Source organism: Maledivibacter halophilus, from assembly GCF_900167445.1.
In the GTDB taxonomy this organism is placed as follows: domain Bacteria; phylum Bacillota; class Clostridia; order Peptostreptococcales; family Caminicellaceae; genus Maledivibacter; species Maledivibacter halophilus.
Map to the genome: position 1 here is coordinate 662,676 of NZ_FUZT01000001.1, position 25,096 is coordinate 687,771.

Sequence of the window (25,096 nt, forward strand, 5' to 3'; positions counted from 1 at the left end):
TTTTTAATAGAAAATATTAAATCTAGATTGAAAAGGCATACCAAGTATGTTAAAATATACCATGGTAGAGTTAGAACGTTTGTTCGAAAATTATCAAAATATATTTTAATGTAAAAGGATAAAGTAAAAATTTATGTATTCTAAATATCATAATAAGCTTTTTATAAGTTTAATAAAAATATTATTAATCTCAGATAAATTATTATAAATGGTATGGAATTATGGGAGGTGATATGAATGAAAATAAATGATAAAAAAGATATAAACAGTCAGATTGATCAATTGAGGCTAAAATTAAATAGAGCTTACGAAGCACAGGGTCATACAGAAAAGGTGGTAAAGTTAAGTCAAGAGTTAGATAAATATATTTTATCTGAGCAGCAAAAATCATTAAAAAGAAAGAATAAGTGAACACCATAGTAAAAAAACAGCTGAAAACTATTGACAAAATTATAGTTATGTATTATTCTATTATTGTAATCATTACAAATAAGAAATGATTACAATTTTATCTTTGGTGGCTTGAATTTCGAAAAATTGAAAGGTTGATGTTTTATGGAAATAAAAGTTAATGAGATAGATGAATATCTAAAAAGAAATGACATAAAGCCATCCTATCAACGAATAAAAATTTTTCATTATTTAATGAAATATAGAAATCATCCAACAGTAGATATGATCTATCAAGAGCTAGTTAAAGAAATACCTACACTTTCAAAAACTACTGTATACAATACCTTAAAATTATTTATAGAAAAAAAAATTGTATCATTAATTAATATTGAAGATAATGAAACAAGATATGATGCAGATACATCATTTCATGGGCATTTTAAATGTAGAAAATGTAATGAAGTATATGATATAAAAACAAATATGCCTATTATTGAAGAACTTGATGATTTTAATGTTGAAGAATACCATTTATACATAAAGGGTATTTGTAAAAAATGTGTAAAAAGATAACTTATATTAAAATCCAATTATAAAACTGGAGATATAGTTTTATGTTTGTTATCTTTAATTAAAATGTAAATTTTGAAATAAAAAACATTATAAATGGAGGAATGAAAAATGAAGAAATTTGTATGTACTGTATGTGGTTATGTTCATGAAGGAGAAAATCCACCAGAGAAATGTCCACAATGTGGAGTGGGACCTGATAAGTTTGTAGAACAAACATCAACTGAAGATTTGAAATGGGCAGATGAACATAAAATAGGTGTTGCAAAGGGTTTAGATCCAGAAGTAGTAGAAGGATTGAAAGCTAACTTCATGGGTGAATGTACTGAGGTAGGAATGTACCTAGCAATGAGCAGACAGGCAGATAGAGAAGGATACCCGGAAGTTGCAGAAGCATATAAAAGAATTGCTTTTGAAGAAGCAGAGCATGCTGCAAAGTTCGCAGAGCTTCTTGGAGAAGTAGTGACAGCTGATACAAAAACAAATTTACAGATGAGAGTAGATGCAGAGCATGGAGCATGCCAAGGTAAAAAAGACCTTGCAACAAGAGCAAAAGAGTTAAATTATGATGCTATCCATGATACAGTACATGAAATGTGCAAGGATGAAGCAAGACACGGAATGGCATTTAAAGGTCTTTTAGAAAGATATTTTGGAAAATAGGAATAGTAATAAAAAATAGTGTTTGACAATGGTTAAATCAATGATTTGATGATTGTCAAGATATGAAATATTTATAATAGAAAAAGGGAAATGTATATGTCATGTATATTTCCCTTTTTTATTTTTATGTTTTTGAAAATCACAAGGGAAAGTTCCCTTGTGATTTTATAGATTGAAAAAAGATTTAAAGGAGAATATATAAAAATTTTCTACTTGGCAAAAATATCTATTGGCTTAAAATTCACTGTATCAAAAAGCCCTCTATTCGTCAATCTAAGCTCTGGAAGAACAGCTAATGATATAAGGGCCATTGTCATAAAAGGCGATACAAGTTCACAGCCTAATTCCTTCCAAGCCCTATCTAGTTTGGCTACAGATTGTGAAACAGTTTCAGCATTTTCTTCAGATATGAGTCCCGCTATTGGAAGTGGATTAAGGGCTATAACTTCACCATTTTTAACTGCAACCATACCTCCACCTACTTCTGCCAATGTGTTTCCAGCTAAAGCCATATCTTTATCATTTGTTCCCACAATTAATAAATTATGGCTATCGTGGGCAACAGTAGAAGCTACTGCTCCTTCTTTTAATCCAAATCCCGTTACAAAACCTTTACCTATGGTACCAGTAGCATTATGTCGTTCAATTACTGCTGCTTTTATAATATCCTTTGATAGATCATTTTTAACAATTCCATCTACAATAGGAAGATTATATTTTCTAGCATAAGTACCTACTTTGGCCTCAATAATTTCCATAATATTGACTAAAATTTCATCTTTTTTAGCATTTGGAGCTAAAATATTAAAATCACTTTCTTCTAATATTTTGCCTATATTCATTGTGTTTTTAGCAAAATCAGGATAGCTTGATTTTTTTATATCTACACACAGTTTATTATTCTCTGCAACTAGTTTTCCATTTATTAATACCTTATCTACTTTGACTCTTGTTAAGTCTTCAATTAATAAAATATCGGCCCATTTACCTGGGGAAATACTGCCAAGGTCACGGTTCATATTAAAACAGTCAGCCACATTGATAGTTGCCATTTGAATGGCTGTAATTGGGTTAACACCTTCTTCGATAGCACGTCTAACAATATGGTCCATATGCCCCTTTGTAATTAATGTATCTGGATGAGTATCATCGCTAACTAAGGTTGCAAATCTTGTATCAATATTATTTTCAGTTATGCTGCGAACAGTCTCTTTAACATCATGCCATGCAGAACCTTCACGAAGTTGAACATACATGCCTAGACGCATTTTAGCAAGGGCATCTTCTTTTCGCACCGATTCGTGACAACAGCGAACTCCCGATGCTATATATGCATTTAGTCCCATGCCTGTTTCAGGCATAGAATAATGTCCAGTAATTGTTTTATTAGCTTCTAAAGTGGCTATAAGTTCTTCATGTATTCCATCATCACCCGATAATACACCGGGGAAGTTCATCATTTCTCCTAGTCCTGCAACGCTATCCCATTCCATAGATTCTTTAATATCTTTAGCATTTATTAAGGCACCGTTATCTTCAAAGCCAGGAGTTGCAGGGACACATGAAGGCATAGCAGTATATACTCTAAGAGGAATATCTTTACCGTCTTCTATCATTAACTTAACGCCTTTGACTCCTAATACATTTCCAATTTCATGGGGGTCCATATATATAGTAGTAGTTCCATGGGGAATAACTGCTTTAGCATATTCTTTTACTGAAAGCATACTGCTTTCAACATGTATATGACCATCCATAAAACCTGGTGATATATAGAGTCCTGTGGCATCAATAATTTTAGTGTTTTTACCAATTGTGTGGCTTGCATCACCAACCAAAGCGATTCTACCATGTGTAATAGCCACATCTATATTTTCTAAAATTTCTCCAGTGTTTACATTGATTAAATTACCATTTTTTATTACTAATTGGGCTTTATTTCTTCCTTGAGCAACCATGACCAATTCCTTTGTAACTTCACTTAATTTATATCTTCTATTCATTTTATATTCCTCCTATTTTGTTATTAAATTAAAGGAGATAAACTCACTTTAGCTGAATAATTTACGGTTATTCCGTAGAAACTTCTAAGCAATATTCTTAGAATTATAAGAGTGTGATTTTAATATTATCATTTAGAAAAAATGTTTTCAATATGTAGTTGAGGATACTTTTTTTATTCAGATAATAAAATATAAATTTACTATATATACATATTAATATACATATTATTTTGTTATATAAGTTTTTTATAATTCATAAAATGAAATATATGACGATTGATAGTTTGTTTTTTATACAAAAGAATAAGTGTAAAGAACTGCAAGGTAGACTTAATATTAAATAATTTTAAAGATTATATAACTAAAACAAGAAATTTAAGAGGAGGAATGTTATGAAGACAAAAAATAATTTATTAAATTTAGGGAAAAAATTGGGTTTAAATGTTAAATTGGATGGAATAATTTTAAAAAAAGGTCGTCTTAAATCTAAGGCTGTAGCAGAGGCAAAAGAAGTTCTTGGATTTGACTATATTCTGTATTATGACGGTGTTTGCTATGCGTGCTATATAGCAAATCCACCATTACATGGTGCAACACAGCCAGTACCAACTCCTTGTCTTTTAGGACTTGAAATTATTAAAGAATATAAGATTGATTATAAAGAAGCTATTAAAATTTTCCATACTGGGAATTGGGGTGGACAGTTTACATCAATAGAGCTTAAAAAACCTTTACATCCTAATATAAAAGAGCCATATTGGTATTTTATGTCACAATTAGGGGTACAGGTTATGATTGGGGCTGATTCAGGAAAAGTCCTTATATAATGATAATAACATTATTATATTATGAAAAAGTTACTTAATGTCATATAAACATTGTAAAATAGAGAGTTGAAAATCAAAGGATTTATCAATAGTGGTGAATCCTTTGATTTATTTGTGCATGGCATGAACTTTAGCTCGACGATAAAAGAATATTTTAACAAATTTATATTTCTTTATCGACAAAACATGGTATAATATTCCTTGGAGATTAAAAAATTTAAAAAGATATTATAAAAAAGGAGAGCAGAAACTTATGAAAAAGACAATGAGAAAAAGCGAAGTAAGCAAAATTTTAGTACTAGTACTGGTACTATCAATGGTATTATCAACAACTGCATTTGCGGTAGATAGCAAAACAGTTGAAGTAAAAGGCTATATAGTGGAAGGAATGTCAGAAGAAGATATAGCTAATAGTGAGTCTCATTTTTCTGTATCAAATGTAATAGATACATTAGATGCACAGGAAATTGATCTGGAGGTAAATGCTGGATTTATTACAGAAGCACCTGCAACTATTGAGCTATTAGTAGATGATGGTGTTATATTTGATGTATATAAATTAACTAAAAAAGATGATAATACATATGATTATGGAGAAGCACTACCGGTATCAGGTCAAGTTAAAGTATATGTGCCTGATGAATCTGGTGCATTAGACGAATCAGAAAATCCTGAATATGTAGAAAAAAATATAGAAGCATCAGAAATTGAAAACTATGAAGTTGAATTGCCCTATTATTTATCTGGATGTAGTGTTACATTAACTGAACCAGGAGATTACTATGTAATTTTTAGATATGAAGCTATTGCTGGAGCTGCTGAAGCATTTATTACTGTTAAAGATTCAGCAAAGACAGAAGATGTAGCAAAGATAGAAGATGCAGTGGAAGTAAAAGATACAACAGAGGTAAAGGATACTGAAGAAGCAAAAGACACAGAAGAAGCAAAGGATGAAGAAGCATTAATAGCGCAACCAATTGCTTCAAAGGTTTTAGTAAATGGTACTGAAACTTCCTTTGATGCTTATATGATAGAAGGTAATAATTACTTTAAACTTCGTGATCTTGCAAAGGCTGTTAGTGAAACGGAAAAACAATTTGAAGTAGAGTGGGATGGAGAAAAGAACGCTATTAATTTAATTTCAAACAAAGCTTATACTGAAGTTGGTGGAGAAATGGCTGCAGGAGATGGTACAGAGAAAACTCCTATTCTAACTACTTCTAAGATATACAAAGATGGTGAAGAAATATCTTTAACAGCATATACAATTGATGGAAATAATTATTTCAAACTAAGAGATATGGCAAAGGCCTTTAATATTGGAGTAACTTGGGATGGAGAAACAAGTACTATAGGCATTGATACAGCTATTGAATATGTAGAAGAGTAAATATAGTATAAATATTATTATATAAGCAGCATCTATTGGGATGCTGTTTATTTTTATGAAAAAAGGAGGAAATAATATGACTGGACTAAAATTTGGAATTGTAGATATAAATTTTACATTTATATTTCAAATAATCAATACAGTACTTTTAATTGCTTTTGCTTGGTTTATTATTTATCTAATTAGAAATTTAGTTAGTTTGCCAAGAAAAATCAGTGAACACCATGAAAAAATTGATAGTCTGGAGAAGAAGGTGGATGAAATTTATAAAAAATTAAATGGGGAATAAAGATAGATCATATCTAAATATCAGCTAAAGAAAAATTATTAGGAGATATTTTATTTTTATAGAAAAGTAAAAAATAGAACTTTTTAGAAGGTAAAAGATAATCCCAAATAGACAGGATTACCTTTTAGAGTTCATAATTTCTTTAAGGACGTTTTCAAGATCACAGATTTCACATTCTTTAACTTCTCCAGTAGCCATTATTTTGATGGATACTTTATTAGATATGATCTCATTTTCTCCAACAATAATCACATAGGGGATATTATTTTTATTTGCTGTATTTAAGACTTTGTTCAATTTTCTTCCACTCATGTCTATATCAACTTTTATACCAGCTTTTCTAAGGTTATTAGCAATTGCAAGGCAATTTTTTTCAGTTTCAAGAGGAATTAATAATAAATCTATTATAGGTTTTCTATTGGCTGGATCCTTCATAGTAAGGGCTGTATAAATAACATCGAGTCCAAATGATATACCAACAGCGGGATATTTTTTTTCATCATCTAAGAAGGCACCAATTATTTTATCGTATCTGCCACCGCCTCCAATGCTTGATCTTATGCTGTTATCACTTAAAAACACTTCGTAAACAGTTCCAGTATAGATATCTAATCCTCTTGCTAAAAAAGGATTTAATTTGACTTTGTCTGATAGTCCCAATACATTTAAGAAGCTATTTAGCTCCTTCAGTTCTTCAATACCTTCTGTAATTAGAGAATTTTGAAAGTTTTCAAGTAGGACATCTAGAATATTGTTTGCATCAATATTTAAAATATCAAAGAATTTATCTATGGTAGTACTATTAATTTTTTTTTCTTCCAGTTCAGCTCTTACACCGTTGAAACCGACTTTTTCAATTTTATCAAGGGCTAATATTACACTATTAATCTTGTCATTTCTAATACCTATTGAAGAGAGTATTCCAAATAAAAGCTTCCTGTTATTATAAGAGATATAAACATCTAAATTTAATTTTTCAAATACTTCAAAAGCCATTGACATTAGTTCTGCTTCCGCCAGCATGGATTGTATTCCTACTACATCAACATCACATTGGGTGAATTCTCTAAGCCTGCCTGTTTTAATAGGACCATCTCTAAATACCTTTCCCATTTCATACCTTTTAAAGGGCATAGATAGGTTTTGATTCATACCTATAACCTTTGCAAAGGGAACAGTTAGATCATATCTTAATCCCAGCTTCCGTTTTCCCTGATCACTAAGCTTATAAACTTCCTTAAGTATTTCGTCACCACCGGCGTACTTAGATGCTAAAAGGTCATAATAACATATTATTGGTGTTTCCAAAGGCATAAAACTAAATCTTTGGAAGGTTTCTTCCAAAATTCTTTGTACTTTGTTCCTGATTTGTTGTTCTGCTGGGAAAAAATCCTTTGTTCCCTTTAAATTTTTTAATTTCATAAGTAATACCTCCTAAGTTTTAAATTTAAAAAGCCATATAGGCTTTTACACCTATATGGCTTATAATTTTAATTCTATCACCATTAGATGCAAGCTCTTTAAATAAAACACAATCAGAGCTTGCATCTATGGTTATATGTCCATAGTCACAAACTCTACTCTAATGATGATGAAGTTGTGATAATTTTTTTGATATAAGTATGATATTCATATTTCCACCTACAAATTAGTTGAATTAGAATTTAATGAAGATTAGAATTTAATATTAATGAAATTAATTTCATTAATATTAACACATATATAGGAATATTTCAAGGAGAATTAAATAAAAATACATTTGTAAACTTGTTAAATTCTATAATAAAGAATATAATTAATAAATGGAAGAGAAATGAATTCTCAATTATATTCATCAGGTGCTAGAAAGGAAGATAGAAAATGAAGAAAGAAATGGTTGAATGGATAAAGACTATTGTCATATCGGTATTAATTGCTCTTTTTATAACTACATTTATAGCAAGACCCACCCTTGTTAAGCAGCACTCAATGTACCCTACATTGGAGCCAAATAATTATTTAATACTTAATAAGGTATCCTATAGATTTCATAAACCTGAAAGAGGAGATATTGTAGTATTTAAAACTTCCTTGAAAACCTCAGAAGGAACCAGTAAGAACCTAATTAAGAGAGTAATTGCTGTAGAGGGAGATAAAATTGTTATTGAAAATGGAAAAGTTTATGTTAATGGGAAAGAGTTAAATGAAGACTATATAAAAGGAAACACTACTCCTGGAGATAACAATTTAGTAGTTCCTGAAAATAATGTTTTTGTAATGGGAGATAATAGGCCAGGAAGCTTTGACAGTAGAGATATGGGTACAATAGAAATTGATAAGATAGAGGGTAAGGCTTTTTTAAGATTATTTCCATTTAATAAAATAGGAATAATTAATTGAGCAAATTGCATAATTACCTTCTCAAAAAACTAACTACTATATATTGCTATAAAATCTCTGAAGATATACCATCGAAATATATTTAATTCTAAATAATTAAATTAGGATAATATTCCCATATGCAATTTTGTCAAATTAGAGTTATGCAATTTCTTCAATTGATTTTATAAATGAAATTATAGTTTATTATATATTTGCTAGTCAATTTAATAAAGGTTTTGAATATATTTTAATATAGAAATATAAATTAAAGGGGTAATATAAATGAATAAGCTTTCGAGGAATGATTTATGTTGGTGTGGAAGTGGGAAAAAATATAAGAAATGCCACTTGGAAAAAGATAAGATGCTTGAAAGGTATGAGTCCAAGGGTTATAGTATACCTTCAAGAAAATTAGTCAAATCACCTTCTCAAATAGAGAGTATAAAAAAAAGCGGAGAAATAAACAAAAAAATTTTTGAAAAGCTGGATGAATATATAGGTGAAGGGATTACTACCAATGAAATAAATGAACTAGTCCACAAGTTGACAATTGAAAATGGAGGGAAACCAGCTCCATTAAATTATAATGGATTTCCTAAAAGTGTATGCACATCTATTAATGATGTGATTTGTCATGGTATACCCGATGAAACTGCATTACAGGAAGGCGATATTATAAATATTGATATCACAACAATTTTAGATGGATATTATGCTGATTCAAGTAGAATGTTCACTATTGGGAAAATATCTGAAAAAGCAAAAAAACTGGTGCAAGTGGCTAAAGAATGTCTTGAAATAGGTATAAGAAGTATTAATCCATATAAGACCCTTAAAGCCCAGGGGGAAGCAATAGAAAAACATGCTGAAGAAAATGAATTTTCCGTTGTTCGAGATTTAGGTGGTCATGGGACTGGGTTAAATTTTCATGAAGAACCCTTTGTTCATCATTATAATACCGAAGAAAATAACATGATTATAGTTCCAGGAATGGTTTTCACAATAGAACCAATGATAAATGAAGGAATATTCAGCTGTAAACAGCTTGATGATAATTGGACAATAAAAACTGTAGACGGTGGCTTGTCGGCCCAATGGGAGCATACAGTAGTAGTTACAGACACTGGGGTAGAAATATTAACTTAACTCTTTGTGCCAGTTTTTATATCAGAAGCTTTAATATTTTATTTGGATGATTTTTATAAACCTGTTTTTCTCTTTTTAGTTATATGAAAAACAGGTTTATAGAATGAATGAAAAATAAATAAGTATATAATCTGAACTTTCTGAATAATAATATGGATATTTTATTAAAACTGTGGTATAATATAAACAAGAAGATTAATCTTCTTAGAGGATTCTAATTCGCTATTTTTAAATATTAGTTTAGTTAGATTAGAATTTAAACGTAATGGGTATGAAATTTTTAGATTGGAAATTTAATAGCTTTGCTAAGTAACAATAAATAATTTGCTTTTAAGTAGTTTACGAGTTTTTTGAATAAATAGGTAACATAATAGAGGCAATAAAGTAAACATAGTATTGCACAATTGGGTTATTTATGAGAAAGGAATGAGGCAACAATACAGTTAGACGATTCAAAGTTTTTAAGTGAATTAGAATCCAATTAATAACCGGTTCTTATTGATTATATAGGAATCGGTTATTTAAATTTTTGGATTATAAACACAAGCCTTCTAAAGATATTAGAATGTTTTATTATTCTAACAACAAAAGCGCCTTTTGGCGCTTTTATGTTACTTATATGATATTATTTCAATATCATCTAACCATATTGGAGAAGTAAAGCCTTCAAATGTGAATTCTATTTTATCTATATTTTTAGATATTTTATTGAATTTAACCATTTCCCAAGAGTCTACTTCTTGTGGAATAAAAGATAATTGATCTTCAAATTGAAGTTTATCATTTTTATAGCCCTTTAATGATATTTGTATTTCTTCCTTTGCCTCTGTGGCAAGCCATATTGAAATAGCAGGATTATATTTAGTATTTATATTATTTATGGTGATTTTTTCTAAATTGTTTTTCCCATTTTCTCCGAGCTTTAGGGAATAACTTCCACTTCTAAAAGCTCCATAATCTTTTGAGATATTGTTGCTGGAATAATTTATAGCCAAGTTCTCAAGCTTTTCTATGAAGTTTTCATTGTTTTCAAGGTCATCTAATTCTAAATGATTTTTATTAATGATTTCGCTATATTGGTCAGTATTTTCATATTTGTCTTTTACACTTAGAACCACCTTATACTGTCCTTCACTTTCAAATTTGATTTTCAATCTTTTTTTATTAAGGACCTTATGGATTTCTTCATCACCTTTATAAATTTTCCATGATATTTCTACAATATCATTGTTTTTTCCTAAGGCTATACTTCTATCTTCAAAATAGTAAGTACCCGAAGGATTTCTATTGTATTCAAAATAAGCATCTAGTTTAGGCGTTGCAGATTCTGTGTTGGATTTAAAAGTATTTAGTATGGGTTTATATAATAGACCAACTAAAAGAATAGATACTAATATTGCGCCTATGGCTATTTTGAAATTATTACTTTTTTTCTTTTTCTTATATCTTTTTTTCTTATAAATTTCAAAATCATCATTAAATTCTTCATTACTTATTATGATTTCAGATGAGTTCATAATAGGGTTGTCTTTGTCTTTAGAATCATTGTCTATGGCATCTGAAATTAGACCATCAATGCTTTCTAAAGATTGGTCTTTTTCTAAATAATTTTCTTCAACTTCACTATTTTTATCTATATTTATTTCATCATCATTATGTATTGTTTTTCTACTGCCTATGATTTCATTATTTAAATTATTTTTATACGTATTGATTTCTTTTTTACTATTTTCATGTTTTTTAAATTCTTTATTTTCTTTGCTTAATAGCATTCCTTTATCTTCCATGAAAAGATCATAGATATATATTTTTCTAAAATTATCATAGACTTCTTGTATGCTATTGAAGCTATGCTGCTCATTTTTTAGTTTGTTTATAAAATTTAAAATCTTTTTTGAAGCTAGATCCTTGTTTTTGTCATTTGTTGACTTATTGACAAATACAATTTTTTCTATTATATTTCCTATTTTTGAAGCAAGGGCATTAAAATCTGTTGAAGCTGATACACTTTCATCTAAAAAAAATAATTCATTAAAGTAAAGCTGGTCATTAGTTATATTTACTTGTGATTCGTCAATTAAGATTTCTTTTACGGGGTTTTGAAAAATATCATATTTAACTATTTTTGTCATATATTCATAGGCTAAATTAATTCTATGCTTTAAAGTTGTATTAGAATAGCTTAAGTAGGACTCTAAAGGAGTTCCTTCTTTATATTCTGTTATTACAATAAGTTCATTATCGTGTTCTTCTAGATGTACTAAATTATTTAGGCCATTTGAGAATTGAGACTTTGATAAAAATCTTGCTGCTTTATACTTATTAAAAATATTAATAACAACAACATCTTCTGGTTGTTCTTTATTGGATCCAATAAGTACAGTTTGAAACTCATCCTTTTTAAAGGTTTTAAGTATTTCATATTTATCAGTATATGAGTTACCCACAATAATTACCTTCCTTTTACAAAATTTAATTTTCTTAGTGTTTAGTATCTACAGTGAAAAAATGTTAGAACTTAATTTATACATCCTAAAAATATAGATGCTTCTCCTATTTTTTTAGGATGTATAAATTAACTTTCCAATTTGTTTCACTATATATGATAAAAAAATTTATGAAAAGACAAAAATCTCCATATAAACAGAAATAATTCACTCTAAAAACAAATTCTTCATTTTTCCTTAAATTCCTGCTATTATACAAAAAATATTTTAAATTTGATACAATATAGACACAGTAATCTATAGATATGGAGGGATAAAATTGTTGAAATTCTTACATATAGCCGATGTTCATCTGGATACAAGCTTTTATGCAAAAAATGAGGTTTTAAGAATAAAGCTAAGGGACGGAATAAGAAATGCCTTTAGTAATGCTGTGGATTTATGTATAAATGAAAAGGTTAATGCACTTTTGATTGCTGGAGATTTATTTGATAATGATAAGCTATCATTTAGAACAGAACAATTTTTAATTAATGAATTTAATAGACTAAAAGAAAATGGTATTAGGGTATTTTATGCAACTGGAAATCATGATCCGGGAGATTTAAGCTATAGAGCTAATTCTATAAAATGGCCTGATAATGTTTATATATTTAAGGAAGATAAGATAGAAATAATTGAAGTGAAAAATTACGATAATAATTTAGAATATAAAATAATCTCATGTGGTCATAAAACAAACAATGAAGGCAGGAATTTAGTTAAAAAATTCCCCTATAAAGAAGGAGAAATTCCCCATATAGGTTTATTACATACAATGGTTAATAACAGTAAGGAAGCCGAAAAACACGGCAAATATCTTCCTTGTTCTAAAGAAGATTTAAAGGCTAAAGGATATGATTACTGGGCACTAGGGCATATACATAAAGCACAAAAAGTTTGTGAAGAAAAAAATATATATTACCCGGGGAATATACAAGGAAGAAATCCAAGGGAAATAGGAAAGAAGGGAGGGATTCTTGTTACTATAGATCAAAATAATAGTATAGCTACAGAGTTTAAAGCCCTTTCTATGATTCAATGGTATACATTAAATATACAAGGGATAGAAAACATAAAAAATTATTCGGAGCTTAAAGAATATATTATTAATAAAATAGAAAATTTTATTGAAAAGAATAGATTAATTAATAGAAAGCTTATATTGAGAATAGAGCTTGAAGGTAGAGCTTATTTAAAGAGTGAACTGGAAGTGAAAGAAAACATAGAAGAGATAGCCTTGGAATTGGCTTTGAATTTGGATTTGATGGATTTGGAAATTAAATCAGATAATCTATTAAGCAATTTAGATATTGAAGAATATAGAGAAGGTGATCATGTACTTTCATTAGTATTAGAACTTCTAGAGAATCTTGAAAAAAATGAAGAGCTTTTAAATAGATTAATAGATACTCATTTGATTAAGAAGGGGATAAGGAGAAAAGAGAAAAAAACAAATTATATAAAACAGCTTTTAAGTGGATTAGATGAAGCCGCTGTTAGCTATATGATAGGTGATAAATATGAGGATTAATAAATTTGAGATTAAGGATTTTGGTAAATTTACTGAAAGTAAAATAATAGATAATATAGATTCAAGAGTGGCGTTATTTTTTGGAAATAATGAAGCCGGAAAAACGACAATATTTAATTTAATAAAATCATTTTTATATGGTTTCTTACCTGCTAAAGCCCAGTCTCATCCATATGCATCATGGAAAAATGATAGAATCGAATTTACTGTTTTTTTTAAAACCGATGATGGGAAGGATGCAATTGTACATAGGAAATTATTAAGTAGACCCCAGGGAGAATACATGTCTGAAGAAAAACACTTAGATATAAAGAATAATTCTTTACCTATTAGCAGACATATTTCCAGTGAAATTTATGATAAAATTTATTCTCTCAGAGTAGAGGACCTTATAGCTATACAAGGAAAGGCATGGGAGGAAGTAGAGGATAAGCTTCTTGCAGGCTATGGTACATCTGCAATAAGGAGTACAAGAGATGTTTTAAAGGATTTGAGGGAAGAATATGAAAAAATATGGCGTGAAAGCGGTAGAGGTAAGTATTTAATAAAGGAGTTGGAAAAAGAAATAAGGGAATTAAAACAAAGAAAAAAAGAAGCTTATTCCAGAGAAGAAGAGATAAGGAGGGCTGACCAGAGAATAAATGAAATAGATTTAGAGATTAGAAAAATAAAAGAGAAAAAAATAGAAATGAAGGCTTTATTAAATAAATTTAGAAAACTCATTCCTATTAAGAAAAAGCTTGATCAAGTGGAAATACTTAAGAGTAGACTTATAAAAGAAAAGCTTAGTAAGGCCATTCCTTTTAATATTAGAGATAAAATATCTGAGCTAAAGAAAAGATTAGAAGATATTAGAAAAGAAAGAAATGAAAATGAGGAACTTCTAAAGGAGAAAGAAAATGAAAAATATATTCTAAGTTCCATGGATGGTTTAATATTAAAAAACAAATTAAAAATTAACTTGTTCTTTAATCAGTATACAGATATGAAAAATCTAAAGGAGCTTATAAATAGAGTTAGAATCGATATTGAGAAGTTAAAGGCTAGACTTTATCATGAGTCGGGGAATTTTCTAGCTGAAAAGTGGAATGACGAGATCAGAAATAAATTTGAGTTAATAAATAATTCAGAGTTGAAAATCTTAGTTGACAATTATAGAAATATTGTTAAAAAGCTTGATGAAATGAAATTAAAAAGAGATTTAAAAACTTCAAATACTATAGAAATTAAATTGTCCAAGGTCTATTTAAATTCTTTAATATTAAGCTTGTTTGTCATAGCTATAGGCTTTGTATTAGATAATAATACAATCAAGATAGTAGGTCTTGGAATATTAATTTATGGTATCACAGGCTATCTTAGCTATATAAATATGAAAAAGAATTTAAAAGATAATTCTACAGAAAATGAACTAGATAAAATAGAAAATGAGATTTATAAGCTTGAAAATAGATTAATAGAAGATAAGAAACGATTAATTGATTATTTAAAAGGAATACCTATTTCAACATTAACAATAGAGAATATGGATGAAATGTTTCTTCCTAATATTATACAAATCAAGGATATGGTTTACAAGTTAAATGAGCTGGAGAAAGAATTATCCATTTATAATAGAGAATATAATCAAAAAAAGGAAATAATGGATGGTTTCATACAGCAATTTTACTTTGATTCATATACTAATTGGGATGAAAGGGTTATTGTATTAAAGGATAGATTGGATAATTTGGAAAATAAGGTCAAAGGTAATGAAAATATAGATAAGGAAATAATACAAATAAAGAGGCAGATTAAAACTTTAATGGAAAAAGAAAAAGAAACAGATATTAGTTTTCAAAATTACTTAGAAAAGTTAAAGAATATAGGGGATGGAGATATAGAAAAAGGACTAGAGGTAACTGATAATAACTATAGGTTGAGAACAAAAATAGATGCAATAGAAGAAGAGTTATATGAAACTTCTAATATCGATAATTTAATTAAGGAAATTAAAGAAAATGAAATTGAAAAAAAGTGGATATTCTCAGATTATGAAGTTTTAAGAACAGAAGAAAAATCTGAAGAAATAAATCAATATCAAAAAGAACTTGAGGTTGAAAAGGCAAGATTGGAGGAAAGTATTAATAAATTATCCAAGGGCTATAGATTAGATGAAATCGAAAGTAGAATAAATGTATTAGAGGATGAACTTGAAAGGGCATGTGAAAAAAGAGATAGATTAGTTCTTTTATCGGAGGTAATAAAATTTGCTGACCAAAAATTTAAAGAAGAAAATCAGCCCCAGGTTTTAAGAAATGCAGGAAAGTATTTTAATATTATTACAGGGGGAAAATACGGGGATATCTATCTTGAGGAGGAAGACGGAGGAAATATAATCATGGTAAAAGAAGCTGCACAAATAATACCAAGGAGAGTAGTAGATACATTTAGTAAGGGGACCTTAAATCAGCTATATTTATCCTTAAGAATGGCTCTTATAGATTATCTGGACAAGGATAAAGAAGCTCTACCTGTATGCTTTGATGAGCTCTTGGTTAATTGGGATGATAAAAGACTAAATAATAGCCTTGAACTTATAAAAGAATGGAGTGAAAATAGGCAAATATTTATTTTTACTTGTCATGATTGGATGGCAGATAAAATAGAAAGTTTTTTGGGTGTGAAAAGGAATGTACTAGAGTAGAAATGAGTTATCTAACTTTATTTAACAAAAATTCTATTAGTATAAATTTAATTAATACTAATAGAGTTTTTTATTTATAGGACTTTATTCCCAATTAAGTAAAAACATGAAAAGATACAAGAAATATGAAGGGAAAAAGAAGAATATGTAGAAAATATAAGTTAGATGTAAATAAGTTTTGATATTGGTTATATACAAGTAGGAGTGGTTAAGTTGGGTAGGTTATTACATGAAGATAAAGAATTTGAAAAAAACAAAAAAGAAATACTTAGAAGAATAAAATCGTCTAATTTCAATTTAGCACTGTCAGATAGTAGGAATGATATTGTAAATAAAAATTGTAGCAATGTAGGAAAACAAAAATATGCCTGGGAATATGAAATAGAGGAATATAGGAAGAAGAAGAATCTTGAGAAATTTTACAAGATTGGTGCTATATCGGGAATAATAAGCCTTATAGTAACTATCTTTGACAAATTTATACCTGCGAAAGAAATTACATCTGCTGCAATTGCCTATATACTAAAGTTATAATATAATGATAACAAATCTTAGAAGAGCCTTAACAAGGCTTTTTTTACTGCTTAATTCGTAATCGTTTTGTAAGAACTTTTTCAATAAAAATATGTTATAATTTACAGTGGAAAATGTATTATTAGTTGAGATAATTGCATAATTGAAGTTTGGGACAATTGCATAATATAATATGGTAGTTTTTTAGAGCTTTTAAAGATGTATGCAGTAATTAGTTTTTGCAAGAGGTAATTATGCAATTTCCTCAATTTGTAAAGTTTCTTTGTCTAACCTTGGCATTTTATATATTTTTTATAAAAAATATATTGTTTTGTGGAACAAAAACTATGGAATATTTGTCTAATAATAATAGGACATATTTCTCATATAAAGGGGGGAATAATTTTGACACTATTAAAACTAAAGGATATACGTCACAGCTATAAAATGGGACAAATTAGTCTTGAGGTATTAAAGGGAATTGATTTGCAAATTGACAAGGGGGAGTTTGTTTCAATAATGGGTCCATCGGGGTCAGGAAAATCTACACTGCTTAATATACTAGGGTGTTTAGATATACCTACATCTGGTACATATGAGATCGGTGAAAATAGAGTTGAGAAGCTAGGAGATTCTAAGCTTGCTGATATTAGAAATGAATTTTTAGGATTTGTATTCCAGCACTTTCATTTATTATCCCATTTGAGTGCTAGAGAAAATGTAGAATTGCCCCTTGTATATAGAGGAGTATGGGGAAAGGAACGAAAAAAGAAAGCCACTGAAGCCCTTGAAATAGTGGGTTTAGGCGATAGATTGAATCACTTGCCTTCCCAATTATCTGGTGGTGAAAAACAAAGAGTTGCAATAGCAAGGGCTATAACAATGGAGCCTGCAGTGATATTAGCCGATGAGCCAACAGGAGCATTAGACTCCCATTCCAGTGGTAATATTATGGATATATTTAAAAAGCTGAATAGGGAATTGGGGATGACTGTTGTCCAGGTAACCCATGATTATAATGTTGCATTGCATGGACAAAGAATATACCATATTTTAGATGGTGTAATAGAGAGAATAGAGGAAATAGAATCAGGAGGTGTAGCATAATGGTTCAAAGAATTGTTATGATAGTTTTAATATTGGTAGTTATACTAGGTGGAGGATTTTATGCATATAATCAGCTTATGCCAGCTGAATCTGAGGAAGCTGCTGGGCCTGTATATTCGACTAAGGAAGTAACCCGTGGGGATATTTCTGTAGGAGTTGAAGTTAATGGAACCTTAGAAGCTTCTAGATCCAATGGAGTTAGGGTTCCAGGAGAAAGAAGATACTATAGTTGGGGGAGCACAGAATATAAAATTGATGAGATTTTAGTTGAAGAAGGGGATAGTGTAAAAAAAGATCAAGTTATTGTAACCCTTGATGCTTCAAATATAACTTCAAAGGTTAAAGAAAAGGAAGAAGAATTAAGGGCAGAGGTAGAGCAATTGGCTAATATGGCCAGTGTAAAGCCAGAAGAAGTATATGATCTTAATCCAGCAGAGGGAATTACATTAAAGGCTCCTATTGATGGTACTATTATAGATATTAGAGCTAAGGAAGCAGAGGAAATTGAGCTTGGCCACGTTATAGGAAGGATCGTTGACGATTCAAAATTCAGAGTGAAAGCCAGACTTACTATAAATGAATTTAATAGAGTTAAAATTGGAGATGAAGTTGCATTGAGATTTAATAATTTTGATGAATTTTATACAGGTAAAATCTCTAAAATTAACCCTAATCCAATACCCAATAATGAAAAATCAGAGGATGGAGAATATGCACAAGGTTTTGTGCATATAGCTGAAATAGTGGCTGATAACCCTGGTTTAGTTCAAAATGGTATGGAAGTAAGTATTGGGATGAAGAATGAAAGTGGCTTTGTTAATTTTTTCAGTAATAAGGGATTAGTAGAAGGGTTTGTAGATGAAAAGAAGGTATCTAATACAGCAAAGGCGGTAGTAACAGAAATCCATGTGGATGAAATGGAAAATGTAAAAAAAGGTGATCCAATAGTAACAATGGCAAGTAAAAACATACAGGATATAATAGAAGAAAAACTTTATAAAATAAAAAGATTCAAGGAAGAAATAAAAGAACTTGAGGAAGGACTGCAAAATCTTGAGGTGAGAGCCCCATCCAATGGAATAATTGCGTGGATGGATATACAAGATGATCAGACTGTGCAACCGAGGGATTATATATGTGACTTGTTTAATGTAGATTCTATGGAAATATTTACTCAGGTAGATGATATTGATATATTAAATGTTAAAATGGATTCTCCCGTTAGAGTTACATTTGATGCCCTGCCAGGAGAAGTATTTAAGGGAAAGGTAATAGATATAAGAACATCATCTTCCCGTGGCGGCGGTGGTACTGGTGTAACGAAATATCCAATACGTATTAATGTTGAAGGAAGTGCTGATTTGAAGCCTGGTATGCAGGCAAAGGGATATATAGATGCTGGGAGCGCCGAGGGTGTATTGTTGGTACCAATGGAAGCTGTATTTGATGAAGAAGGTAGAACAATGGTAGAAATACTTGATGAAAATGGAAATCCAAAGGCTGTACCAATTAAGCTAGGACTAATGAATGCTAGATTAGCTGAGGTAAAGGAAGGTCTTGAAGAGGGAGATAAAGTTATAACAGGAAGTACTGCCGACTTGCTTCCAAGTCAGCGCTTGGGAGATAAAGACAGTATACTTCCAGCAAAAGATGAATCAAATGATAATGGTGAAGGTAATTAGTTTACCACTAGTATCTAAAAGGAGGAATATATTATGCAAAGTAAAAGGAAAAGAGGCTCCTTTTTAGTAAGATGGTGGTTTACTACAAAAATGGCCCTTCATGGAATTTTGGCCAATCCTTTGCGTTCTGCCCTTACTATACTGGGGGTGGCAATAGGTGTAGCTTCGGTTGTAAGCTTAATGGGAATCGGAGAAGGAGCAAGAAGAGCGGTTGTAGAGCAGTTTGAAAGCTTAGGCTCCAATGTTGTTACCATTACAGCCAATGACCCATCTGTAGAGTTTGACCCCGACTATGGTGAGGAGCTTGTGGAAAGAGTTCAAGGACTTGAAGCTGCTACTCCTGTAGTAAATACAAAGGCCAATATAAAATGGAGAAGAACAAGGGGCAAAATAGATGTTGTAGGTGTAGGTAATGAATTTCCTTCCATAAGAGACCATGAATTAGCTATGGGACATTTTTTTACAAAGGCCCATGTAGATCAAAGGATTCCCGTAGCAGTTTTGGGTTATAATGTAGGGACTAGTTTACTGGGAGGAAGAAATCCTATAGGAAAGTCTATAAGCTTAAATGGTAGTACCTTTAGGATTATAGGAGTTCTTAATTTTAAAGGTGAAGGAAAGGCCAATGATATAGATAATAAAATAGTAGTTCCATATTCATCAGCACTAAAAATAGCTGAAAAAAGAACGGTGGATGCAATATGGGGAAAGGCAGCCTCAGAAGAAGATGCAGATTTAGTTATTGTGCAGTTAGGTAGAATTTTTAGAAGAAAGCTTGGGCTGGATCAAAATGCTCCAAGCCATAGCTCTAGTGGCCAGGAGCAAGGACCATCTGGAAATAGTGAGATGGGTCCAGATTCTATGGAGTCAATGGAACCAAGTGGGCCACCAATGTCATCTCCGGAACCTGCAGCTCCAAATCCGATTTTACAGAGCTCAGGGGATGAGCTTATAAGTATAACCAGTCTTAACCAACTTGTACAAGAAGCTGATAAGGCCAATAGGGTAATGACTTTATTACTTGGAGGAATTGCAGCAGTATCTCTTTTAGTTGGAGGACTTGGTATTATGAATATAATGCTTGTTTCAGTCACTGAAAGAAGAACTGAAATAGGCGTTAGAAGGGCATTAGGTGCAAAACAAACAGACCTTTTATTACAGTTTCTTTTGGAAGCCCTATATGTAAGTGTAATAGGTGCAATATCAGGTATTGCAGCAGGAATTTGGGGATTAAGCATATTTGAAGGGCAAGGATTCCAAACTGCTGTTAGCTTAAATGCAATAAAAATAGCAACAGTTGTTGCATTGTCTTCAGGACTGCTCTTTGGAGTATATCCTGCCATATCTGCTTCATCAGTACCACCAGTAGAAGCTTTGAGGAGTCAATAAAAATAATAGTTTAAAGCTATATTAAAATAAAAGAATTGATTTATAAATTAGGCCTTCTAAATTCATTTAACACTGGTTATTCTAGGTGCTTGCTTTAGAAGGCCCTAAATATTGCTCAAAATCTTTATCTTCTTTCAAGTTGTTTTTTAAAGCCTTTCATCAATCTTAATGCATATTGCTGCTCATCAATTAGATGTTTAATAAATGTTTGCCAAATATCATCTCTTAGACCTATTTGCTGTAATTTGTATAAAATTGATAGAAAATATTTGTTACATTTTATAAATTTACGAACTAAATGTCTTATTTCTCTAATCAATTTTGAATATTGATGTGGTGAGGTTTTATCATATTCTGCTATTAAATCATTTACATCTTCAGATAGTTTTTTAAAACTTCGTCCACATTTTTGAATTTCTAAGTTTAAATCATAACCTAATCTTTTATTCCTGCAATCGGCAAACTTAAGTATAAAAGAATTATGTTCCATGGATCCATCAGACCAAAATTTTAGTTCTTCTAAAACACATTTTAAGTTATTGATAATAGTAAAACAGTACAACTTCACACCTCCTAAATTACTGCCTCCAGTTTAGTAATTTTTTTTCGATATAAGCCACGCCTTGGTACATTAGACCAGCTAGAACTGCTAGTATAATTACACTGGTCATAACAAGATCGAGTTGGAAGATTTGACTACCATAAACTATCAAGTGACCTATACCAGCTCTTGAAACCAGAAATTCTCCTACGATTACACCGACCCATGATAATCCTACATTTATTTTAAGAGCATTTATTATTGTAGGAATACTTGCAGGAATGATTACTTTTTCAAGAATCTGATACTTAGTAGCTCCAAAGGTTTCAAGCATCTTAATTTTGTCTGAGTCAACCTCTTTGAAGCTGCCATATACACCTAAAATAGTTACTACTAAAGAAACAGCCAGTGTATTAAATTACAAACAAAACCAGAGCAGTTATTTATGCTCTGGTTTTCTCTTTTGTTTTTCTTGCTTTTTAGCGATCCGTATAGCAATTTCTAATAATAATTTATATAGATCATCCATACTAATATATATTCTTGTTTTATATATTCCATTCGACTTCAACTGAATCTGTAACAATAATTTTTTTAATCAACATATTTAATACTCTTTTTTTTTCTTCTTGTGTTGCTTCTTTCCAAAGAATTTCAAAGTTACTGAATATGTTTAATAAGATATCAAGAGGAATTTTTTTATCCTTGTTTTCTTTGTTTACTTTCGACATTTTAATATTGTTTTCAATCATTTTTTTTTCTTCGTATAATTTTTCAACGCGATGAGAAATAGTATCAATGGAGATTTGGTTAATTTGATACAGATCCACAAGCTTATCAATTTTTTTATTAATATTAGTAATTTTATTTTTAAGTATTTCTATTTTATTAAAACTATTTTTATTTGTATTGTAATAAATTTCATATTGATTTATAAATTTATATTTATCAAGCTTTATTTTTTTTATCTGATCAAGGACTTTACTTTCCAAATCAGACATTTTCCAATATATACCTATACAATTAGGATCTTTAACCATATGAAGGGGTCGTTTTGATACAGAATAGCAAAGATAGTAATAATATCTAGTACCGTTTTTACGATTTATTGAAAAGGAAGATTTAAGTCTTGCGCCGCAATAACCACACCAAAGTAATCCACCTAATAGATATTTAGATTGTGTTTTCTTATTTTTAGACCTTCCACTTATTATACTTTGAATATTTTTAAATTCTTCTTTTGATATTATTGAATCGTGCACTCCTTCATAGAGGTCATCCTTGTAATGAATCATTCCAGTATATATAGGATTACTCACTAATCTGGCAATGCTTCTACCATGCCATTTACCATATTTAGTTTTATATCCTTTTTCGTTCATAATTGTAGCGGTTTTATTCTGTCCATATTTTCTATACAGCTTCAATACTTCTTTTACCTGCATAGCTTCATATTCATTTATAACTAACCTGCCATCAATTAGATCATATCCAATAGGAGCTGGACCACCATTCCAGTAGCCTTCCTTTGCTCTACGTTCCTTTCCAAGTTTAGTACGTTCTACTATAGTATCACGTTCAAGTTGAGCAAATACTGCAAGTATTCCCATCATTGCACGGCCAAAAGGAGTAGAAGTATCAAAATTTTCTAGTATAGAAACAAAATCTATGCCCCTTTCAAGAAATTTTTCTTCTACTAGGAATAATATATCTCTTTGGTTCCTTGAAAGTCTATCGAGTTTATATACAAGGACAATATCTATTTCATCTAAATTTTCAAGAAGTTTTTGTATTCCTGGTCTATTCATATTTGTGCCTGTAAATCCTGCATCTACATAGGTATCCTGTATAGCCCAATCCCTAAGATTGCAATAACCTATTAATTTATCCTTCTGTGCAGCAACAGAGTAACCTTCTGCTGCTTGTTCTGTTGTAGAAACCCTTATATATATAGCAGCTTTTTTCATTTCTATCGTCCTCTACTATATTGATGTTATTATAATTATATTGTTTATTATAGAAAAAAATGAAAGCTGCTTAAATAAAATAATAATTTTTTGATCTACTCTTGTACTAAAACAAAGACAACAGAAAAAAAATAGTCATCCCCTGTCTTGAATTTGGGACGTTTTTTATTTTTAGATATGAAAGACTTAAAACAGATATAAAAATTTTTTGTGGAAAGTATGTAAATATATGCCATGCACCTATATTTACATATAATGATATATTTTGGTATAAATATTGCATTTTTATTAAGATATTGTTAAGGAGAGATAATTGCATAATATATATGGTAGGTTTCTAGAAATTTTAAAGCTAGATATATAGATATTTTTACAAGAGGTAATTATGCAATTTCCTCAGGTGAGTAAAAATTTATTTTATTGAAAAGGGGAATTTTAAATGTTAAATGAAAAGTATGTGGAAAAGCTATGTAATTTAATGAAAAAAAACAAGGTAGATGCTATGATGATTGGACCTTCCGATGATTTACAATTTTTAATGGGGTATTCACCACATCCCGATGAAAGGTTCCAATCAATGTTTTTACTATCGGATAAGAGATATTTCTATATATCTCCAGAGTTAACCTATGAAGAAATTAGTGAAAAATTAGAAGAAAAGGCTGATATACATACATGGGGCGATCATGAAGGCTTTATAGACAGTACAATTGCAGCAATGAGAAAATATGAATTAGAAGGAAAGACTATAGGTATAAACAATGGAATAGTTGCAATAAGATTATTAGATATTAAAGACAATATAAAAGCTAAATTTATAAATGGTCATGAAATAATGGAAAATTTGAGAATAGTAAAAGATGAAAGTGAAATTGAAAGATTAAGAGAAGCAGCTAGATTAGCAGATGAAGTGATGATGGAAACTATTGATTATATTAAACCTGGCTTGACAGAGAAGAATATAAAGGAAAAAATAAAGGAATTATTTATGGAAAAAGGTGCGGATGGACTATCCTTTGAACCTATAATAGCTTCTGGGGAAAACAGTTCAAAGCCACATTATACTGGTGATTCAAGAGTGATACAGGAAAAGGATATCATAATTCTTGATTTAGGATGTAAATATAAGGGACTTTGTTCCGATATTTCAAGGACAGTTTTTGTTGGTGAAATCACCGATGAACAAAAAGAAATTTATAATATTGTTAGAGAAGCAAATGCTTCTGGAGAAAAATATGCAAAGAAAGGAGTTAAGTCAAAGGATGTAGATAAAGCAGCAAGAGATGTCATTAAGAATGCAGGATATGGAAAGAATTTTATTAATAGAACAGGGCATGGTATTGGCTTTAGTGTTCATGAAGCTCCAGATATTAAAGGGGGAAGTGAACAAGTATTAGACATAGGAATGGCATTTAGCATAGAACCTGGTATTTATATACCAAATAAATTTGGTATGAGGATAGAGGATATTGTTGTTATTGGTGAAAATGGCCCTGAAATTCTTAACAAATCCACTAAAGAAATTATTATTAAATAGATTATTATTTTT

The 25,096-nt window shown here is 30.1% G+C and carries 21 protein-coding genes and 1 riboswitch; of the genes, 15 read left to right on the plus strand and 6 right to left on the minus strand.

Annotation, left to right across the window (positions count from 1 at the left end):
- Nucleotides 1-237 precede the first annotated feature (237 nt).
- From B5X81_RS03005 to B5X81_RS03015, 3 genes are all read left to right on the plus strand, one after another.
- Nucleotides 238-411: an aspartyl-phosphate phosphatase Spo0E family protein gene (locus B5X81_RS03005; protein WP_079489252.1), complete on the plus strand. Its 174-nt coding sequence runs from the start codon at nt 238-240 to the stop codon at nt 409-411.
- Between the two features lie 144 nt (nt 412-555).
- The gene (locus B5X81_RS03010) at nt 556-966 is read left to right on the plus strand and encodes a Fur family transcriptional regulator (RefSeq protein WP_079489254.1); all 411 of its coding nucleotides are present in this window, start codon (nt 556-558) and stop codon (nt 964-966) included.
- A gap of 108 nt (nt 967-1,074) precedes the next feature.
- Entirely contained in the window at nt 1,075-1,626 is a 552-nt protein-coding gene (locus B5X81_RS03015; RefSeq protein ID WP_079489255.1) for an NADH peroxidase, read from the plus strand.
- Nucleotides 1,627-1,835: 209 nt separating this feature from the next.
- Here the strand turns inward: B5X81_RS03015 and ade are convergent, their stop codons facing one another.
- The gene (gene ade / locus B5X81_RS03020; protein ID WP_079489257.1) at nt 1,836-3,629 is read right to left on the minus strand and encodes an adenine deaminase; all 1,794 of its coding nucleotides are present in this window, start codon (nt 3,627-3,629) and stop codon (nt 1,836-1,838) included.
- A gap of 30 nt (nt 3,630-3,659) precedes the next feature.
- A riboswitch (purine riboswitch) is annotated at nt 3,660-3,760 on the minus strand.
- A gap of 261 nt (nt 3,761-4,021) precedes the next feature.
- Here ade and B5X81_RS03025 point away from each other — a divergent pair.
- From B5X81_RS03025 to B5X81_RS03035, 3 genes are all read left to right on the plus strand, one after another.
- Nucleotides 4,022-4,456: a hypothetical protein gene (locus B5X81_RS03025; RefSeq protein ID WP_079489258.1), complete on the plus strand. Its 435-nt coding sequence runs from the start codon at nt 4,022-4,024 to the stop codon at nt 4,454-4,456.
- A gap of 253 nt (nt 4,457-4,709) precedes the next feature.
- Complete coding sequence (locus tag B5X81_RS03030) at nt 4,710-5,846, plus strand: stalk domain-containing protein (protein WP_244281983.1); 1,137 nt, start codon at nt 4,710-4,712, stop codon at nt 5,844-5,846.
- A gap of 76 nt (nt 5,847-5,922) precedes the next feature.
- Nucleotides 5,923-6,135 (plus strand): DUF948 domain-containing protein, encoded by a 213-nt coding sequence (locus B5X81_RS03035; RefSeq protein ID WP_079489260.1) that lies wholly within the window; start codon nt 5,923-5,925, stop codon nt 6,133-6,135.
- A 117-nt stretch (nt 6,136-6,252) separates the two neighbouring features.
- Here the strand turns inward: B5X81_RS03035 and B5X81_RS03040 are convergent, their stop codons facing one another.
- The gene (locus tag B5X81_RS03040) at nt 6,253-7,557 is read right to left on the minus strand and encodes a histidine--tRNA ligase (RefSeq protein ID WP_079489261.1); all 1,305 of its coding nucleotides are present in this window, start codon (nt 7,555-7,557) and stop codon (nt 6,253-6,255) included.
- 438 nt (nt 7,558-7,995) lie between these two features.
- Here B5X81_RS03040 and lepB point away from each other — a divergent pair, with 438 nt between their 5' ends.
- Nucleotides 7,996-8,514, plus strand: a complete 519-nt coding sequence (gene lepB, locus B5X81_RS03045) for a signal peptidase I (RefSeq protein ID WP_079489263.1) — start codon at nt 7,996-7,998, stop codon at nt 8,512-8,514.
- A 264-nt stretch (nt 8,515-8,778) separates the two neighbouring features.
- Entirely contained in the window at nt 8,779-9,642 is an 864-nt protein-coding gene (locus tag B5X81_RS03050; protein ID WP_079489264.1) for a methionyl aminopeptidase, read from the plus strand.
- Nucleotides 9,643-10,253: 611 nt separating this feature from the next.
- Here B5X81_RS03050 and B5X81_RS03055 read toward each other — a convergent pair.
- Nucleotides 10,254-12,089: a hypothetical protein gene (locus B5X81_RS03055; RefSeq protein WP_079489266.1), complete on the minus strand. Its 1,836-nt coding sequence runs from the start codon at nt 12,087-12,089 to the stop codon at nt 10,254-10,256.
- A gap of 319 nt (nt 12,090-12,408) precedes the next feature.
- On the opposite strand from B5X81_RS03055, the gene B5X81_RS03060 reads away from it, so the two are divergent.
- The 6 genes from B5X81_RS03060 to B5X81_RS03085 all read left to right on the plus strand — a co-directional run bounded on the left by B5X81_RS03060 (nt 12,409) and on the right by B5X81_RS03085 (nt 21,039).
- A complete protein-coding gene (locus B5X81_RS03060) occupies nt 12,409-13,662 on the plus strand; it encodes a metallophosphoesterase family protein (RefSeq protein WP_170917249.1) in 1,254 nt (417 codons plus the stop codon).
- On the plus strand, nt 13,652-16,348 hold the full coding sequence (locus tag B5X81_RS03065; RefSeq protein WP_079489269.1) for an AAA family ATPase: 2,697 nt from the start codon (nt 13,652-13,654) through the stop codon (nt 16,346-16,348). Before B5X81_RS03060 ends, B5X81_RS03065 begins: the two co-directional genes overlap by 11 nt.
- Nucleotides 16,349-16,561: 213 nt before the next feature.
- Complete coding sequence (locus tag B5X81_RS03070; RefSeq protein ID WP_079489270.1) at nt 16,562-16,882, plus strand: hypothetical protein; 321 nt, start codon at nt 16,562-16,564, stop codon at nt 16,880-16,882.
- Nucleotides 16,883-17,266: 384 nt separating this feature from the next.
- A complete protein-coding gene (locus B5X81_RS03075; RefSeq protein ID WP_079489272.1) occupies nt 17,267-17,968 on the plus strand; it encodes an ABC transporter ATP-binding protein in 702 nt (233 codons plus the stop codon).
- A complete protein-coding gene (locus tag B5X81_RS03080) occupies nt 17,968-19,650 on the plus strand; it encodes an efflux RND transporter periplasmic adaptor subunit (protein WP_079489273.1) in 1,683 nt (560 codons plus the stop codon). Before B5X81_RS03075 ends, B5X81_RS03080 begins: the two co-directional genes overlap by 1 nt.
- 33 nt (nt 19,651-19,683) lie before the next feature.
- The gene (locus B5X81_RS03085; RefSeq protein ID WP_079489275.1) at nt 19,684-21,039 is read left to right on the plus strand and encodes an ABC transporter permease; all 1,356 of its coding nucleotides are present in this window, start codon (nt 19,684-19,686) and stop codon (nt 21,037-21,039) included.
- A gap of 124 nt (nt 21,040-21,163) precedes the next feature.
- Here B5X81_RS03085 and B5X81_RS03090 read toward each other — a convergent pair whose 3' ends face one another.
- The 3 genes from B5X81_RS03090 to B5X81_RS03100 form a co-directional block, all read right to left on the minus strand.
- Nucleotides 21,164-21,601, minus strand: coding sequence for a DUF2935 domain-containing protein (locus tag B5X81_RS03090; RefSeq protein WP_079489277.1), 438 nt, complete (start codon nt 21,599-21,601; stop codon nt 21,164-21,166).
- A gap of 16 nt (nt 21,602-21,617) precedes the next feature.
- Nucleotides 21,618-21,989, minus strand: coding sequence for an ABC transporter permease (locus B5X81_RS03095; RefSeq protein ID WP_079489278.1), 372 nt, complete (start codon nt 21,987-21,989; stop codon nt 21,618-21,620).
- 139 nt (nt 21,990-22,128) lie between these two features.
- On the minus strand, nt 22,129-23,547 hold the full coding sequence (locus tag B5X81_RS03100) for a recombinase family protein (RefSeq protein WP_079489280.1): 1,419 nt from the start codon (nt 23,545-23,547) through the stop codon (nt 22,129-22,131).
- Between the two features lie 439 nt (nt 23,548-23,986).
- Here B5X81_RS03100 and B5X81_RS03105 point away from each other — a divergent pair, with 439 nt between their 5' ends.
- On the plus strand, nt 23,987-25,084 hold the full coding sequence (locus B5X81_RS03105) for a M24 family metallopeptidase (RefSeq protein ID WP_079489281.1): 1,098 nt from the start codon (nt 23,987-23,989) through the stop codon (nt 25,082-25,084).
- Nucleotides 25,085-25,096: the final 12 nt, after the last annotated feature.